The organism is Anoxybacillus pushchinoensis (assembly GCF_900111795.1).
GTDB lineage: Bacteria > Bacillota > Bacilli > Bacillales > Anoxybacillaceae > Anoxybacillus > Anoxybacillus pushchinoensis.
Genome location: NZ_FOJQ01000001.1, coordinates 92,528 through 108,795, shown reverse-complemented (window position 1 = coordinate 108,795; position 16,268 = coordinate 92,528). Strand labels below are relative to the sequence as shown.

Here is a 16,268-nt window from a genome sequence, read left to right as displayed (position 1 = left end):
AAGGAGGGGAGTTATGGCAGAAGGAAAAATTATTAAAGCACTTAGCGGCTTTTACTACGTATTAAGTGACGGCCAAGTGTATCAATGCCGAGGGCGCGGGGTGTTTCGCAAGCGGAAAGTAACCCCGCTTGTCGGCGATTATGTCGTTTTTCAGGCAGAAAATGAGCGAGAGGGCTACATATTAGATGTGTTTGAGCGGAAAAATGAGCTTGTCCGCCCTCCGATTGCCAATATCGATCAAGCTATTTTAGTGTTCTCGGCCGTTGAGCCAGATTTTAGCCCAGGGTTGTTGGATCGCTTTCTCGTATTAATTGAGTCTAAAGGCATTCGTCCGATTATAGTCGTAAGCAAAATGGATTTAGTGGATGATGAAACGAAGCCGCGTCTGGAGCAGTATATTCGTGACTATCGCCAAATTGGATACGATGTATTACAAGTGTCTGTTCAAACGCGCGAAACTGTTGAAGCGTTGTTGCCATATTTTGAAGGGAAAGTATCTGTGTTTGCTGGGCAGTCAGGTGTTGGGAAGTCGTCTTTATTAAATGCATTGCGCCCGGAATTGCAGTTGAAAACGGGCGATATTTCCCATCACCTCGGACGCGGAAAACATACGACAAGGCATGTCGAGTTAATCGAAATCGGCGGTGGTTTCGTTGCAGATACACCAGGGTTTAGCGCGCTAGAATTTGATGAGATAGAACTCGAACAATTGCCGCTTTGCTTTCCAGAGTTTGTTGCGAGAAGCGGCGATTGCAAGTTTCGCGGTTGCACGCATACAGCTGAGCCGAAATGTGCGGTAAAAGAAGCGCTCGCATCAGGAGACATTCCTTCTTACCGCTACGAACATTATGTTAGCTTTATTGAAGAAATTAAGGAACGAAAGCCGAGGTATTAAATATGATTAAAATTGCACCATCTATTTTATCTGCCGACTTTGCTAAGCTTGGTGAGGAAATTGTAGACGTCGAGCGCGGAGGAGCCGATTACATTCATGTCGATGTGATGGACGGTCATTTCGTCCCAAACATGACAATTGGGCCGCTTATCGTTGAAGCGATCCGCCCTGTGACGAAATTGCCGCTTGACGTTCATTTAATGATTGAGCAGCCAGATCGCTATATTCCGACGTTTGCAAAAGCAGGAGCAGATTATTTGACGGTACATGTTGAAGCGTGTCCGCATTTACATCGCACGATCCATCTTATTAAAGAACATGGTGTGAAAGCAGGAGTAGCGTTAAATCCGCATACGCCGATTTCGATGATTGAACATGTGATTGAAGACCTCGACCTCGTTTTATTTATGACGGTCAACCCTGGTTTTGGCGGACAATCGTTTATTCCAGCAGTGCTTCCAAAAATTCACGCATTCTCAACACTCGTCCGCGAACGGGGGCTTTCTGTTGAAATTGAAGTAGACGGTGGCATTCACGCCGAAACGGCTAAGCTTTGCGTGGAAGCAGGTGCGAACGTTCTCGTTGCGGGATCAGCTATTTATAACCAAGCCGATCGCGCACAGGCGATTCGTACAATTCGTGAGGGTGTGTCATCTTGACACATCCTTCTTTATTAGGAGGGGCGATGAAAATTGATTGTTCATATTGTTGCGGGTGGACCAACGAATGTATTGCCGCATTTGTCTGCATATGATAACGAAGATGTATACTGGATAGGGGTTGATCGCGGCGTCTTGACGTTGCTAGCTGAAGGGATCGTACCGAAAAGGGCGTTTGGCGATTTTGACTCGATAAGCGAGCAAGAGTTGCAACAATTACAAACGCAATTGCCGCACATCGACATATGGCCGTCTGAAAAAGATCAAACGGATACAGACATTGCACTTGAGTGGGCGCTTGAACAAGAAGCGGAAAAAATTCGATTGTTTGGAGCGACAGGGGGAAGGCTCGATCATTTATTCGGTAACGTTCAACTATTATTTAAGGGAGAAGACGGACAAATTGAGTTAATTGATCGTCAAAATATCGTTACGCTTCATCGCAACGGGAAACATGTCGTTGCTAAAAAAGATGAGTACCGATATGTTTCATTTATTCCGTTGACCCCGATTCGCGCGTTGACGCTTCGTGGGTTTAAATACCCTCTCGATGCGCACGATGTGCCGCTCGGATCGACATTATGCGTCAGCAACGAACTTATCCATCATTTTGGTACTTTTTCATTTACTGAAGGCATATTAATGATGATAAGAAGCAAGGATGAAAAATAACGCTTCGAGGTACGATTTGTGCGGAGATGAATATAATGGTGGAAGAGTGTGCAAAGTAGGGGAGGGAATGATGATGAAATTTTATACAATTAAGTTGCCGAAGTTTTTAGGTGGGATTGTACGGGCGATGTTAAACTCGTTCAAAAAAGGATAAAAAGCACCAAATGATTGGTGCTTTTTTCTATTACACACGTTCTACTTTTCCGGATTTTAATGCGCGAGCAGAAACCCAAACGCGCTTTGGCTTTCCGTCAACTAAAATGCGAACTTTTTGAAGGTTTGCTTTCCATGTGCGGCGGCTCGCATTCATTGCGTGAGAACGAGCGTTTCCGAATGATTTTTTCTTACCAGTCACAAAGCATTTTGCCATTTTGTTTCCCTCCTCACTTGCCAAACTACGTGCTCAAAACACTACTATAATTTATCATACATAAAAACGGATTGCAATACTTCCGATCAACTGTTTCAAGAAAATAACCTTGACATCCGTTTTCTATTTCGGGTAAATATACTATGGGTAGAAGCTTTTAAAAATAAGCCGAGTATAGTACAATGGCGTTAGCTACCTAACAAGAAAGGGGACTTGAGCGATGTCCATTGAATTACAAACGAAATATGGTCGTGTTGAAATTAGCAACGATGTCATTGCAGCGATTGCCGGGGGAGCGGCAGTAGATTGTTACGGTATTGTTGGCATGGCATCAAAAAACCAACTGAAAGACGGAATTGCTGAAATGTTACGTCGCGAAAACTTCGCGAAAGGAATTGTTGTACGGCAAGAAAACGATGAAGTGCATATTGATTTATACGTTATCGTTAGCTACGGCACGAAAATTTCCGAAGTAGCGCACAACGTCCAAACGAAAGTGAAATATACGCTAGATAAAACGTTAGGCTTATCTGTTCAATCGATCAACATTTACGTTCAAGGGGTTCGTGTCACGAATCCGTAGTGAGGAGGAACTAGTCTGTGGCAATGACAACATTAGATGGGAAACGCTTTGCACAAATGGTATTGCAAGGCGCGACACATTTAGCAAACAATGCAAAAACAGTTGACGCATTAAACGTTTTTCCCGTTCCGGATGGGGATACAGGAACGAATATGAATTTGTCGATGACATCCGGTGCGAAAGAAGTAAAAAACCACGTATCTGATCATATCGGAAAAGTGGCGGGCGCATTAGCGAAAGGATTGCTAATGGGAGCGCGCGGCAACTCGGGCGTTATTTTATCACAACTATTTCGTGGATTTGCGAAAGCGATTGAACAAAAAAGTGAAATTAACAGCAAAGAGTTTGCGGCAGCGCTTGAAGCAGGTGTACAAACAGCATACAAAGCGGTCATGAAACCGGTCGAAGGCACGATTTTAACGGTTGCGAAAGACGCAGCGAAACGGGCAGTTGACGTTGCCAAAAAAGAAACAAACATCGTTACTGTGATGGAGGAAACGTTAAAAGAAGCGAAAGCATCGCTTAAACGTACGCCAGATTTGCTTCCTGTGCTAAAAAAAGTAGGCGTCGTTGATAGCGGTGGACAAGGGCTTGTCTTTGTGTACGAAGGGTTTTTGGCCGCATTAAAAGGCGAGACGGTCGCGCAGGCGGAAACGGTATCGATGGAGCAACTTGTTCGTACCGAACATCATCGTAGCGTTCAAAGCCATATAAGCGCCGAGGACATTGAATTTGGTTATTGTACGGAATTTATGGTGAAATTTGAGCAAGACAAAGTAGCGAAACATCCATTTCGTGAAGAGACGTTCCGTCAAGATTTGAGCCGCTTCGGCGATTCACTACTTGTCATTGCAGATGATGAAGTAGTGAAAGTGCATATTCACGCAGAACAACCGGGCGAAGTGCTCACATACGCGCAACGTTACGGAAGCTTAATTAACATAAAAATTGAAAACATGCGCCAACAGCATGCGAATATTGTTCAGCAAGAAGTGCAGCCGCCGAAAAAACAAGAGCGCATTCCGTACGGCATTGTTGCGGTAGCGATGGGGGATGGCATTGCTGAACTGTTTCAAAGCATCGGTGCCCATGCTGTGATCGAAGGCGGACAAACGATGAACCCGAGCATAGAAGACATTGTGAAAGCGATTGAAGAAGTAAATGCGGAAACGGTATTTGTGTTGCCGAACAATAAAAATATTATTTTAGCAGCTCAACAAGCCGCTTCTGTCGCTTCATGTCACGTTGTCGTCATTCCATCGAAAACTGTTCCACAAGGGATGACAGCCTTACTTTCGTTTAACCCTTCCGCATCGAAAGAAGAAAACGAAAAAGCGATGACTGGGGCGCTTGCCCGTGTCAAAACGGGACAAGTGACGTTCGCTGTGCGCGATACGAATATTGATGGTGTCGAAATCAATAAAGATGATTATATGGGAATTGCCGATGGGGAAATTGTCGTATCTCATAAAGAGCTTGCTTACGTTGTTGAGACGTTGCTTATCAATATGATTGGCGAAGAAGATGAAATTGTAACGGTTCTTTTCGGTGAAGATGCGAACGATGAACAAATCGCGCACGTTGTTCAATTTATCGAACGACAATTCCCACACGTTGAAGTAGAAACACATCGTGGTGGTCAGCCGTTATATCCATTTATTTTTGCAATTGAGTAGAAGGGGAAAACGTCCCCTTCTTTTTCATGAAGATGACAAAGGGGAGAATGGAGAATGAAATATCGGAGCGTATTTGATATTATAGGTCCCATTATGATCGGGCCGTCGAGCTCTCATACGGCTGGAGCAGTTCGCATTGGAAAAGTGGCGCGCAGTTTATTTGGGAGAAAGCCAGCTTGGGCCGATATTTTCTTTTACGGCTCGTTTGCTGAAACGTATAAAGGGCATGGAACAGATGTGGCGATCGTTGGCGGCTTGTTAAACTTCGATACGTTTGATGAACGGATGAAAACGTCGTTGCATATCGCCAAACAAGAGGGCATTCGTATTACGTTTCATGAAGAGGAAGCGATTCCGCCTCATCCAAACACAGCAAAAATTCGCCTCGGCGATGAACAAGGTGAGCTGGAACTTGTCGGCATTTCCATCGGCGGCGGTAAAATCGAAATTATTGAACTCAATGGATTTGAGTTGAAGCTGTCCGGCCATCATCCTGCGCTTTTAATTATGCATAACGATCGTTACGGAGCGATCGCAGGCGTGGCCAACATATTGGCAAAATATGCGATCAATATCGGCCATATGGAAGTGTCGCGCAAAGAAAAAGGAAAACAAGCGCTCATGACGATTGAAGTGGATCAAAATATTGACGATGGGATTGTAGAGCAATTAAAAATGTTGCCACATATTATTGATGTAACAAAAATTGTAGAGTAATGCGGCGCAAAGGGGAGACGACGATGTTTCGAAATGTAGCAGAACTTGTTGAACGGGCAGAACGGGAACAAATCAAAATTGCAGAAGTGATGATTCGACAAGAGATGGAAGTGACAGAGCGAAGCCGGGAGGACATTGTCGCTCAAATGGAGAAAAACTTACAAGTGATGGAGCAAGCAGTGCTGCGCGGATTAGCGGGCGTCCGCTCGCATACAGGATTAACGGGCGGCGACGCTACTCGTTTGCAACAATACATTGTACGCGGTCAATTTTTATCGGGAGAGACGATTTTAGATGCCGTCAGCAAGGCGATGGCGATTGCTTTAAAAAATATGCTCGGCCTCGTCTGTGATCCGGTAGCAGGTTTAGTGGAAGTGCCGTGCGTGAAGCGAAATGCCATCGGAGCGGCGAATGCGATGATCGCTGCCGATATGGCGCTTGCCGGCATACAAAGTCGCATTCCGTGCGATGAAGTCATTGAGGCGATGTTCCGCATCGGTCAAACGATGCCAGTCGCCTTAAAAGAAACAGCACAAGGAGGGTTAGCGGCGACGCCGACTGCTCGTCGATTTGAAGCGAGCATTTTCGGCAAGCCGAATGAAAAACGTGAGTGACATACTACAACAAGCAGTCACAGCGGTCAAAGGAATTGGTGAAGAAACGGCAGCTACACTTCATGAAATGGGAATTGATACAATTGAACAACTGTTGTATCATTTCCCTTTTCGTTATGAAGATTATCGTATATGTCCGTTAGAAGAAGCAAAACACGATGAAAAAGTGACGATTGTCGGCAAAGTGTATAGTGAGCCAGTGCTCACATACTATAGTAGAAAAAAGTCGCGGTTGACGTTTCGCGTGCTCGTTGATCGGTTTTTAGTGACAGCCGTCTGCTTTAACCAGCCGTATTTGAAAAAGAAACTTGCTTTGCATGAGACGGTGACGATGACAGGAAAATGGGATAAACATCGACAAACGATTACTGTACAACATTTACATGTCGGTGAAATGAAACAACAAAAAGAAATTGAACCGATCTATTCTACACGCGGGAATGTGACGGTGAAAGGGATGCGTCGATTGATTGCGCTCGCGCTACAACAATACGGAGATGCAATCGTCGACCCATTACCGAGCGAGTTGCTGCAAGCGTATCGACTTATTTCAAAACGTGACGCCATTCGAGCGATTCATATGCCGCTTTCGCACGAACAACTTAAGCAAGCGCGCCGCCGGCTCGTTTATGAGGAATTTTTACTTTTCCAATTGAAAATGCAAGCGTTGAAAAAATACCGTCGCGAACAGTCGCCAGGCATCGCGCATTGTTTTTCTAATGAACAGCTTCAAACTTTTATTCAATCGCTTCCGTTCCCGTTAACGAATGCTCAGCAGCGCGTTGTGCGCGAAATTGTACAAGATTTAACATCTCCATATCGTATGAATCGATTGCTTCAAGGGGACGTCGGTTCTGGGAAAACAGTTGTCGCCGCCATCGCATTATATGCTGTCCATTTGTCAGGATATCAAGGGGCGTTAATGGTGCCGACAGAAATTTTAGCCGAACAGCATGCTGAATCGCTTCGTGCGCTGCTTGAGCCGATGGGAATTGACGTCCGACTGTTGACGAGCTCGGTGAAAGGAAAAAGGCGAAAGCAGCTGCTTGAGCAACTTGCAGCTGGTGAAGTACATGTCGTTGTTGGTACGCACGCGCTCATTCAAGATGACGTGAATTTTGCGAAACTCGGAGCGGTCATTACGGACGAACAACATCGTTTTGGGGTGGAACAGCGCCGCATTTTGCGTGAAAAAGGGCAATCGCCTGATGTGTTGTTTATGACAGCAACGCCCATTCCGCGCACGCTGGCCATTACAGCATTTGGAGAAATGGACGTTTCCATCATTGATGAAATGCCAAAAGGGAGAAAAAAGATCGAGACGTACTGGGTGAAGCACGACATGCTTGAGCGCGTATTTCAATTTATCGCTAAACAAGTTGATGCAGGACATCAAGCATACGTCATTTGTCCGCTCATTGAAGAATCAGAAAAGCTCGATGTTCAAAATGCAATCGATGTCCATGCGATGCTTACTCATTACTATAAAGGACGATATCGCATCGGATTAATGCACGGTCGCTTATCTTCAGAAGAAAAAGAAGAGGTGATGCGAGCGTTTAGCGCCAATGACATTCATATTTTAGTATCTACAACCGTTGTCGAAGTCGGTGTAAACGTCCCGAACGCAACCGTTATGGTTATTTACGATGCGGATCGGTTCGGTCTTGCCCAACTTCATCAACTGCGCGGACGAGTTGGCCGTGGACAAGCTCAATCGTACTGTATTTTAGTCGCTGATCCGAAGTCAGAAACGGGAAAAGAACGCATGCGCATTATGACGGAAACGAACGACGGCTTTGTGCTGTCGGAAAAAGATTTAGAGCTGCGCGGACCGGGCGATTTTTTCGGCACGAAACAAAGCGGCATGCCTGAATTTCGTCTCGGCGACATCGTTCACGACTATCGCATTTTAGAAGTTGCCCGTCAAGACGCTGCTCGCCTCGTTGATTCGCAAGCTTTTTGGCATGAAGATAAATACGCCTTTCTTCGCGACTATTTACAACAATCAGGCATTTTAAACGGCGAAAAATTAGATTAAAAGTTGTTGAAATGTAAGTGTGGGTGTTATATACTACTATTAGTATCTAGTAATAATTCGGATGGTGGATCGAAGATGAGAAGAAATAAGCGAGAACGGCAACGTCTATTGCAAGCAACGATTGAAGAAAATCCATTTATTACGGATGAACAGCTTGCCGAAAAATTTTCAGTCAGCATTCAAACGATCCGCCTCGATCGCCTTGAACTGTCGATTCCGGAATTGCGCGAGCGCATTAAACATGTCGCTGAGCGCACATTTGCTGATGAAGTGAAGTCGTTGCCTATTGAAGAAGTGATCGGAGAAATTATCGATATGCAATTGGACGAAAGTGCGATTTCCATTTTCGATGTAAAAAAAGAACATGTATTTAAACGAAATCGAATTGCGCGAGGGCATCACGTATTTGCGCAAGCGAACTCGCTCGCAGTCGCGGTCATTAACGATGAATTAGCATTGACCGCCAAAGCAAACATTCGCTTTATGCGCCCGGTAAAAGAAGGGGAGCGAGTCGTTGCCAAAGCAAAAGTAAAAAATTTAAACGAAAACGGTCGCACGATCGTCGAAGTGAATAGTTACGTAGGTCAAGAGCTTGTTTTTCAAGGAGAATTTCATATGTACCGCTCAAACGTTGTTAAAAAGGATGGAGAAAATGATGAAAATCGCAATTGATGCCATGGGAGGAGATCACGCACCAAAGGAAGTCGTGATCGGTGCACAAAAGGCGATTGAGCATTTCAACGATATCGAAATTACGCTTGTTGGGAACGAATCGCTCATTCGCCCGTACATAACAAATGATGAACGACTATCGATCATTCATACGGAACAAGTCATTGAAGCAACAGATGAGCCCGTTCGTGCCGTTCGCCGCAAAAAAGAGGCGTCCATGGTGTTAATGGCAAATGAAGTCAGTGAAGGGCGTGCCGATGCGTGCATTTCAGCTGGGAATACAGGTGCTTTAATGGCGGCGGGGCTGTTTATTGTTGGCCGTATAGATGGAATTGACCGTCCAGCGCTTGCGCCGACGCTCCCAACGATTGATGGAAAAGGCTTTGTACTGCTAGATGTTGGTGCTAACGTAGACGCCCGTCCAGAACATATATTGCAATATGCGTTTATGGGTGCAGCATACGCCGAAAAAGTACGCGGGGTTGAACGACCGCGCGTCGGGCTGCTAAACGTAGGGGTAGAAGACCAAAAAGGCAATGAGCTAGCTAAAAAAGCGTTTCAACTCATGCGACATACATCGTTAAATTTTGTCGGCAACGTGGAAGCGCGCGATTTGCTAGAAGGAGTAGCCGACGTCGTCGTCACTGACGGGTTCACTGGCAACGTTGCGTTAAAAACGATTGAAGGAACGGCCATCGCCATGTTTTCTATGCTAAAATCGGCGCTGACAAGCGGATTTGTCAGCAAAATGGCAGCGCTCGCTTTAAAGCCGCAACTTCTACAACTGAAGCAAAAGATGGATTATGCCGAATATGGTGGGGCAGCGCTCTTTGGCTTGCGCGCACCTGTCATTAAAGCGCACGGTTCATCTGATGCTCACGCGATGTTTCACGCCGTGCGTCAGGCGCGAGAAATGGTTGCAAACGAAGTAGTACAAACGGTAAAGCAATCGATAGCGGAAATTAAACAATAAGAGGTGGCATGATGGGGAAAATTGCATTTATTTTTCCAGGACAAGGTTCACAAACGGTCGGCATGGGGAAAGAATGGGCAGAAAAAGACGAGGCGGTAGCTGCGATCTTTCGCCTAGCAGATGAACGGTTGCAAATGTCTTTGTCACAACTCATTTTTGAAGGGCCGCAAGACGTACTAACAAAAACAGAAAATGCCCAACCGGCATTGTTAACAACGAGCATCGCATACTTACAAAAAGTAAAAGAAGCGGGCATTCGTCCACATTACGTAGCTGGACATAGTCTTGGAGAATATAGTGCGCTTGTTGCAGCGTCTGTGCTTTCGTTCACTGATGGTGTATATGCGGTGCGCAAGCGCGGAGAGTTGATGGAACAGGCGGTGCCGTCAGGACAAGGAACGATGGCGGCGGTGCTCGGGATGGATGAAGCTTTATTGCAACAAGTTGTCGATGAAGCAGCAACGGAATCATCACCTGTCCAATTGGCGAACTTAAACTGTCCGGGACAAATTGTCATTTCAGGTGCGAAAGGGGCAGTTGAGCGTGCGGCGCAGCTCGCGAAAGAAAAAGGGGCTAAGCGGGTCATTCCGCTCGAAGTGAGCGGGCCGTTTCACTCCATTTTAATGAAACGAGCGGCAGAGCAGTTTTCGTCCGTGCTCGACACGTTGTCGTTTCAAGCAAGCGATGTACCAGTCATTTCAAACGTTACGGCCCAACCGATGACAGATCCAGCAGAAATAAAACGGCGCCTTGTCGAACAGCTATATTCGCCTGTTCGTTGGGAACAATCGGTTCAAACGATGATCGATCTCGGCGTAAATACGTTTATCGAAATTGGTCCTGGAAAAGTGTTAAGCGGTCTTGTGAAAAAAATAAACCGTCATGTCAACGTCTATTCTATTTTTGATGAAGCATCGTTCACAGCGACGGTAGCTGCGGTGAAAGGGGAATGAAAATGGAAGGGAAAGTAGCGATTGTTACAGGGGCGTCGCGAGGCATCGGGCGCGAAATTGCTTTACATTTGGCTCGGCTTGGTGCAAAAGTAGCGGTCAACTATGCAGGAAGCGAGGCGAAAGCAAACGAAGTTGTCGCGCAAATTGTAGAACACGGTGGCGAGGCGTTTGCTGTGCAAGCTGATGTCGCCAACAGCGAGGCCGTTGACCGCATGGTAAAAGAAGTGCTTGAGCGATGGGGACGGGTAGATATTTTAGTGAACAATGCAGGTATTACGCGCGATAACTTGCTTATGCGCATGAAGGAAGAAGAATGGGATGCCGTCATAAACACGAACTTAAAAGGCGTCTTTTTATGTACGAAAGCGGTCACGCGCCAAATGATGAAACAACGGTACGGTCGAATTGTAAACGTAGCGTCCATCGTCGGTGTAAGCGGCAATCCTGGACAAGCGAACTATGTTGCGGCGAAAGCAGGCGTGATCGGGTTGACGAAAACGGCGGCCAAAGAACTCGCAAGCCGAAACATTACAGTAAATGCTGTCGCACCCGGATTTATTACGACAGATATGACGGATCAATTAAGCGAAGATGTTCGCCAAGCGATGTTGCAACAAATTCCGCTTGCACGCTTTGGAAATCCAGAAGATATTGCGCACGTCGTGGCTTTTCTCGTTTCAGATGGGGCAAGCTATATGACGGGGCAAACGATTCACGTCGACGGCGGCATGGTCATGTAAAAATTCGTTTTATTTTCTGCTATAATTCAGTATAATGACTTGAGGGGAGGTGAATAAAATGGCAGACGTATTAGAGCGTGTAACGAAAATTATCGTAGATCGCCTTGGCGTAGAAGAGTCGCAAGTGACGCTCGAATCTTCATTTAAAGAAGATTTAGGAGCAGACTCTCTTGATGTTGTTGAGCTTGTTATGGAATTAGAAGATGAGTTTGATATGGAAATTTCAGATGAAGAGGCGGAGAAAATCGTTACTGTAGGTGATGCAGTTAACTACATAAAAAGCCGTCTATCATAATATGCAAAGTCCCGTTTTGTAAGCGGGGCTTTCTATGCTTTTTACGTTTATAGTTGGGGGTTCATATGCATGTCGAAGCAACGACCGTACATGAAATTTAAACAGTTTCAAGAGCAAATTGGTATTTTTTTTCGCGATGAAAAATTGCTTATGCAAGCATTTACCCATTCATCATATGTGAATGAGCATCGAAAGCGGCTACATGAAGACAACGAGCGCCTTGAATTTTTAGGAGATGCTGTCCTTGAATTGACCGTTTCGCAATATTTATTTGAACAATTTCCACAAATGAGCGAAGGGGAGCTGACGAAGCTGCGGGCGGCGATCGTTTGTGAACCATCGCTTGTCATGTTTGCCCATGCGCTATCGTTTGGCGAGCTCGTTTTACTCGGTAAAGGAGAGGAACTGACAGGTGGAAGAACACGTCCATCATTGCTAGCTGACGTGTTTGAAGCGTTTATTGGGGCGCTCTATTTAGATCAAGGCATGGAAGCGGTCGTCCAATTTTTAGGGAAAACGATGTTCCCAAAAATTCGCGAAGGTGCTTTTTCTCATGTGATGGATTATAAAAGCCAACTACAAGAGCTCGTGCAACGCGATGGCAGCGGAGTTTTAGAATATAAAATTTTGCAAGAAAAAGGTCCTGCACATAATAAAGAGTTCGTATCGCGCGTATCGTTAAACGGTGAGGAGCTTGGCGTTGGCGTTGGACGCTCGAAAAAAGAAGCAGAGCAGCGCGCCGCGCAAATGGCATTAGCCAAGCTAAAACAATCACAACAAGGCTGATCCGGTGCGAAAGGACAGCCTTGTTTGTTGTCATATCTTTTGAATAAAGGGGGATGTATGTGTTCCTCAAGCGTTTAGAAGCTATCGGATTTAAATCATTTGCTGACCGCATTTCGATCGATTTTGTCCCGGGGATGACGGCCATCGTCGGTCCGAACGGAAGTGGGAAAAGCAACATTACAGATGCGATTCGTTGGGTGCTTGGAGAACAATCTGTCAAGTCGCTTCGCGGGGCAAAAATGGAAGATGTCATCTTCTCTGGAAGCGAATCGCGTAAGCCGCTGAACGTAGCGGAAGTCACATTAACGCTAGATAATAGCGATCAGTTTTTGCCACTTGAGTACGAAGAAGTGAGCGTAACACGGCGCGTATATCGCTCGGGAGATAGCGAATTTTTCATTAACAAACAGCCGTGCCGTTTAAAAGATATCGTCGATTTATTTATGGATTCAGGCGTTGGCCGTGAAGCTTTTTCAATCATTAGCCAAGGAAAAGTAGAAGAAATTTTAAGCAGCAAACCAGAAGACCGACGCATGATTTTTGAAGATGCGGCTGGCGTGTTAAAATATAAAATGAGGAAAAAAAAGGCTGAACATAAATTAAGTGAGACAGAAGATCATTTACAACGTGTGCAAGACATTTTACACGAATTAAACCAGCAGCTTGAGCCTCTAAAACAACAAGCGTCGATTGCTAAAGAATATATCGAAAAAAAAGAACAATTACAGACGTACGAAGTTGGCTTAATCGTCTATGAAATCGAACAGCTGCATAAAACGTGGGAGTCGTTAAAAGCACAGCTCGCGTTGCATGAACAAAACGAGATGGAACTAGCGACGACGTTACAAAAAGAAGAGGCGCACATTGCTGAGCTGCGCCATGAATTGGCGGCGCTCGACGAGTCGATTGATGGTTTGCAGCAAGTGTTGTTGCTTGTAAGCGAAGAGCTCGAAAAAACGGAAGGGAAAAAACAATTATTAAAGGAACGGAAAAGCCATGCGCATAAACAGCAACAACAAATGGAACAAACGATGGCGCAGCTCGCTGAACGCGAGCGTTCGCTTGAAGCGATGATTGCTGAAAAAAAGAAACAGCTTCAACAACTTCAAAAAGAGGTACAAACGCTCCAAGCGGAGCTAAAAGAAAAAAATGACGTGCTGTTAGCTTATGGTCCGAAAGCGGAAGCGGAAATTGAACGGCTAAAGAGCGAATATATTGATCTCGTTCATGAGCAAGCGACGTTAAAAAATGAACGGACGCATATAGAAGCGCAGCTGCAAAAAAATGAGCATAAACAACGGCAGCTCATTGCAGCGAACGATGAACATATTCAAGCGTACGAACGTATCGTTGACGAATGGGAGGAGAAACGACAACGCATTGACGAACTGCAAGAGCGCATCGCTAAACAAGAAGAAGTCATTCAAAGCGAAGAGCAACAATTAACGTTGCGAAAAGAGCGATATCGTAAAAAGGAAGCGACGCTATATGAGGCGTATCAATACGTTCAAAAGCTAAAATCGAGGAAAGAAATGCTGGAAGCGATGCAACAAGAGTACGCTGGATTTTTCCAAGGCGTGAAAGAAGTATTAAAAGCAAAGCATCGTCTTAAAGGTATTCATGGGGCGGTTGTTGAGCTTATGACCGTGCCATCGGAATTAGAAACAGCGATCGAGGTGGCGCTCGGTGGGGCGGCGCAACATATCGTCGTCGAAAACGAACAAAGTGCCCGTGAGGCGATTCAATTTTTAAAACATCACGCAGCAGGAAGGGCGACATTTTTGCCGCTCAACGTCATTCAGCGCAAGTCGCTCCCTTCATCTGTTCTAGCGGAAATCGCCAAACACCCAGCTTACGTTGGCGTTGCTTCGCAGTTAATTTCTTATAGCGCGACGTACGAGCAAGTGATGACAAATTTGCTCGGCACAGTCATTATTACGCGCGACTTAAAAGGAGCAAACGAACTCGCCCGTCAACTGCAATATCGTTATCGTCTCGTTACGCTTGAAGGAGATGTTGTAAATCCGGGTGGGGCGATGACGGGAGGAACGGTAAATAAACAGACGAGTTCCTTATTCAGCCGTGCCCGTGAGTTAGAAGAAGTAACAGCTAATTGGCGCGATGTTGAGCGAAAAACGGTGGAACTTGAACAGCTCGTGCAGCGCGAAAAAGAAGCGATTGCGCAGGCAGAACAGCGTCGGGAAGCGCTTTATGCCGAACTAGAAGCTCGTCGCACGACGTTGCAAGAAGAAAAAAGTGCATGGACGGAGCTCGATCTTCGTAAAAAGCATTTCGATGAACGGTTAGCTGTATACCGCTATGAGCGGCAAACGCTTGAAGAAGAAAAAGAAGAGCTAACGACTCGCCTTCATCACGTCGTACAATCGCTTGAAACGCTTCAAAAAAACATCGCTTCCATTGATGAACAAGTGAAGCAATGGACTGAAAAAAAACAGCAAGAACAACAATCAAAAGAACAAATGCAAGAACAGCTTACCGCTTTGAAAGTCGCGCTGGCAGAAAAGCAAGAGCACGTCAGAAACGAACAACAACACGTGCTTCGGCTGATTGAAGAGCAGGAAGAAACGAAACGAGCTCGCGAGCAACTAGAACGTGAGCGCAATGAGCTTGTCCATCATATGAACGAGCAAACGGAAGATGAACAACAACTTGAACGAATATGTGAAGAAAAAACGAGACAAAAAGAAGAAACAACGCAGCTTATTGCTACGCGGCGTGAGCAGCGGCTACATTACCAAACGAAACTTGAACAGCTCGAAAAAGAAATAAAAGAATGGAAACGTCAACATAAACAACTAACCGATACGTTAAAAGACGAAGAAGTGAAACTGGCTCGTTTAGATATGGAATTAGACCATTTGTTAAACCGTCTTCGTGAAGAATACAAACTGTCGTTTGAAGCAGCGAAACAATCGTTCCCGCTCCACATTCCAGCGCAAGAAGCGCGGAAAAAAGTAAAACTCATTCAACTTGCTATTGATGAGCTCGGAACGGTCAACCTTGGTGCTATTGAAGAATATGAACGTGTATCAGAACGCCATCGCTTTTTAACGGAACAGAAAGAAGATTTACAGCGGGCAAAAGATACGCTTTACCAAGTGATTGATGAAATGGATGATGAAATGAAGCGACGATTTGCGACGACGTTTGAACTCATTCGCACGCAATTTGCGCGCGTGTTTGTCGAACTGTTCGGAGGAGGAAAGGCAGATTTACAGCTTACGGATCCGAACGACTTACTTCATACAGGTGTCGATATTGTCGCACAACCGCCGGGAAAAAAACTGCAACATTTAAGTTTACTATCAGGCGGAGAACGGGCATTAACAGCCATCGCGCTTTTATTTGCGATTTTAAACGTTCGCCCTGTTCCGTTTTGCGTGCTCGACGAAGTAGAAGCTGCCCTCGATGAAGCGAACGTGCAACGATATGCAAAATATTTAAAGAAATTTAGCAACGAAACGCAATTTATCGTCATTACTCATCGCAAAGGAACGATGGAAGAAGCCGATGTATTGTACGGGGTCACGATGCAACAATCAGGTGTATCGAAACTTGTTTCTGTTCGATTGGAAGAAGCAGCTGGAAAGAAAGGATGAGA

The 16,268-nt window shown here is 45.4% G+C and carries 17 protein-coding genes; 16 read left to right on the top strand and 1 reads right to left on the bottom strand.

Translation table 11 applies throughout. The annotated features are described in order from the left end of the window. Positions 1-13 precede the first annotated feature (13 nt). The 4 genes from rsgA to spoVM all read left to right on the top strand — a co-directional run bounded on the left by rsgA (position 14) and on the right by spoVM (position 2,380). A complete protein-coding gene (gene rsgA, locus BM213_RS00575) occupies positions 14-895 on the top strand; it encodes a ribosome small subunit-dependent GTPase A (protein ID WP_091700022.1) in 882 nt (293 codons plus the stop codon). 2 nt (positions 896-897) lie between these two features. After that, the gene (rpe, locus tag BM213_RS00570) at positions 898-1,554 is read left to right on the top strand and encodes a ribulose-phosphate 3-epimerase (protein ID WP_091700021.1); all 657 of its coding nucleotides are present in this window, start codon (positions 898-900) and stop codon (positions 1,552-1,554) included. A 33-nt stretch (positions 1,555-1,587) separates the two neighbouring features. After that, the gene (locus tag BM213_RS00565) at positions 1,588-2,226 is read left to right on the top strand and encodes a thiamine diphosphokinase (protein ID WP_003394993.1); all 639 of its coding nucleotides are present in this window, start codon (positions 1,588-1,590) and stop codon (positions 2,224-2,226) included. 73 nt (positions 2,227-2,299) lie between these two features. After that, complete coding sequence (gene spoVM / locus BM213_RS00560) at positions 2,300-2,380, top strand: stage V sporulation protein SpoVM (RefSeq protein ID WP_003394991.1); 81 nt, start codon at positions 2,300-2,302, stop codon at positions 2,378-2,380. Positions 2,381-2,410: 30 nt separating this feature from the next. Here the strand turns inward: spoVM and rpmB are convergent, their stop codons facing one another. Beyond that, positions 2,411-2,596, bottom strand: a complete 186-nt coding sequence (gene rpmB / locus BM213_RS00555) for a 50S ribosomal protein L28 (RefSeq protein WP_003394988.1) — start codon at positions 2,594-2,596, stop codon at positions 2,411-2,413. Positions 2,597-2,816: 220 nt separating this feature from the next. On the opposite strand from rpmB, the gene BM213_RS00550 reads away from it, so the two are divergent. The 12 genes from BM213_RS00550 to smc all read left to right on the top strand — a co-directional run bounded on the left by BM213_RS00550 (position 2,817) and on the right by smc (position 16,266). Next, positions 2,817-3,179, top strand: coding sequence for an Asp23/Gls24 family envelope stress response protein (locus BM213_RS00550; RefSeq protein ID WP_003394986.1), 363 nt, complete (start codon positions 2,817-2,819; stop codon positions 3,177-3,179). A gap of 17 nt (positions 3,180-3,196) precedes the next feature. Further along, positions 3,197-4,855 (top strand): DAK2 domain-containing protein, encoded by a 1,659-nt coding sequence (locus BM213_RS00545; protein WP_091700020.1) that lies wholly within the window; start codon positions 3,197-3,199, stop codon positions 4,853-4,855. A 54-nt stretch (positions 4,856-4,909) separates the two neighbouring features. Then, entirely contained in the window at positions 4,910-5,572 is a 663-nt protein-coding gene (gene sdaAB, locus BM213_RS00540; protein ID WP_091700019.1) for an L-serine ammonia-lyase, iron-sulfur-dependent subunit beta, read from the top strand. 23 nt (positions 5,573-5,595) lie between these two features. Beyond that, positions 5,596-6,186, top strand: coding sequence for an L-serine ammonia-lyase, iron-sulfur-dependent, subunit alpha (locus BM213_RS00535; RefSeq protein ID WP_091700018.1), 591 nt, complete (start codon positions 5,596-5,598; stop codon positions 6,184-6,186). Further along, positions 6,179-8,227 (top strand): ATP-dependent DNA helicase RecG, encoded by a 2,049-nt coding sequence (recG, locus tag BM213_RS00530; RefSeq protein ID WP_091700052.1) that lies wholly within the window; start codon positions 6,179-6,181, stop codon positions 8,225-8,227. The genes BM213_RS00535 and recG overlap by 8 nt, the downstream gene beginning before the upstream one ends. A gap of 75 nt (positions 8,228-8,302) precedes the next feature. Next, positions 8,303-8,899, top strand: coding sequence for a transcription factor FapR (fapR, locus tag BM213_RS00525; protein WP_091700017.1), 597 nt, complete (start codon positions 8,303-8,305; stop codon positions 8,897-8,899). After that, positions 8,883-9,872, top strand: coding sequence for a phosphate acyltransferase PlsX (gene plsX / locus BM213_RS00520; protein ID WP_091700051.1), 990 nt, complete (start codon positions 8,883-8,885; stop codon positions 9,870-9,872). Before fapR ends, plsX begins: the two co-directional genes overlap by 17 nt. Before the next feature lie 11 nt (positions 9,873-9,883). Beyond that, positions 9,884-10,825, top strand: a complete 942-nt coding sequence (gene fabD, locus BM213_RS00515; RefSeq protein WP_091700016.1) for an ACP S-malonyltransferase — start codon at positions 9,884-9,886, stop codon at positions 10,823-10,825. After that, entirely contained in the window at positions 10,822-11,565 is a 744-nt protein-coding gene (gene fabG, locus BM213_RS00510; protein WP_003394969.1) for a 3-oxoacyl-[acyl-carrier-protein] reductase, read from the top strand. Before fabD ends, fabG begins: the two co-directional genes overlap by 4 nt. 58 nt (positions 11,566-11,623) lie before the next feature. Beyond that, entirely contained in the window at positions 11,624-11,860 is a 237-nt protein-coding gene (gene acpP / locus BM213_RS00505; protein WP_003394967.1) for an acyl carrier protein, read from the top strand. Positions 11,861-11,929: 69 nt separating this feature from the next. Continuing rightward, on the top strand, positions 11,930-12,646 hold the full coding sequence (gene rnc, locus BM213_RS00500; protein WP_091700015.1) for a ribonuclease III: 717 nt from the start codon (positions 11,930-11,932) through the stop codon (positions 12,644-12,646). Positions 12,647-12,705: 59 nt separating this feature from the next. Further along, entirely contained in the window at positions 12,706-16,266 is a 3,561-nt protein-coding gene (smc, locus tag BM213_RS00495) for a chromosome segregation protein SMC (protein WP_091700014.1), read from the top strand. Positions 16,267-16,268 lie beyond the last annotated feature (2 nt).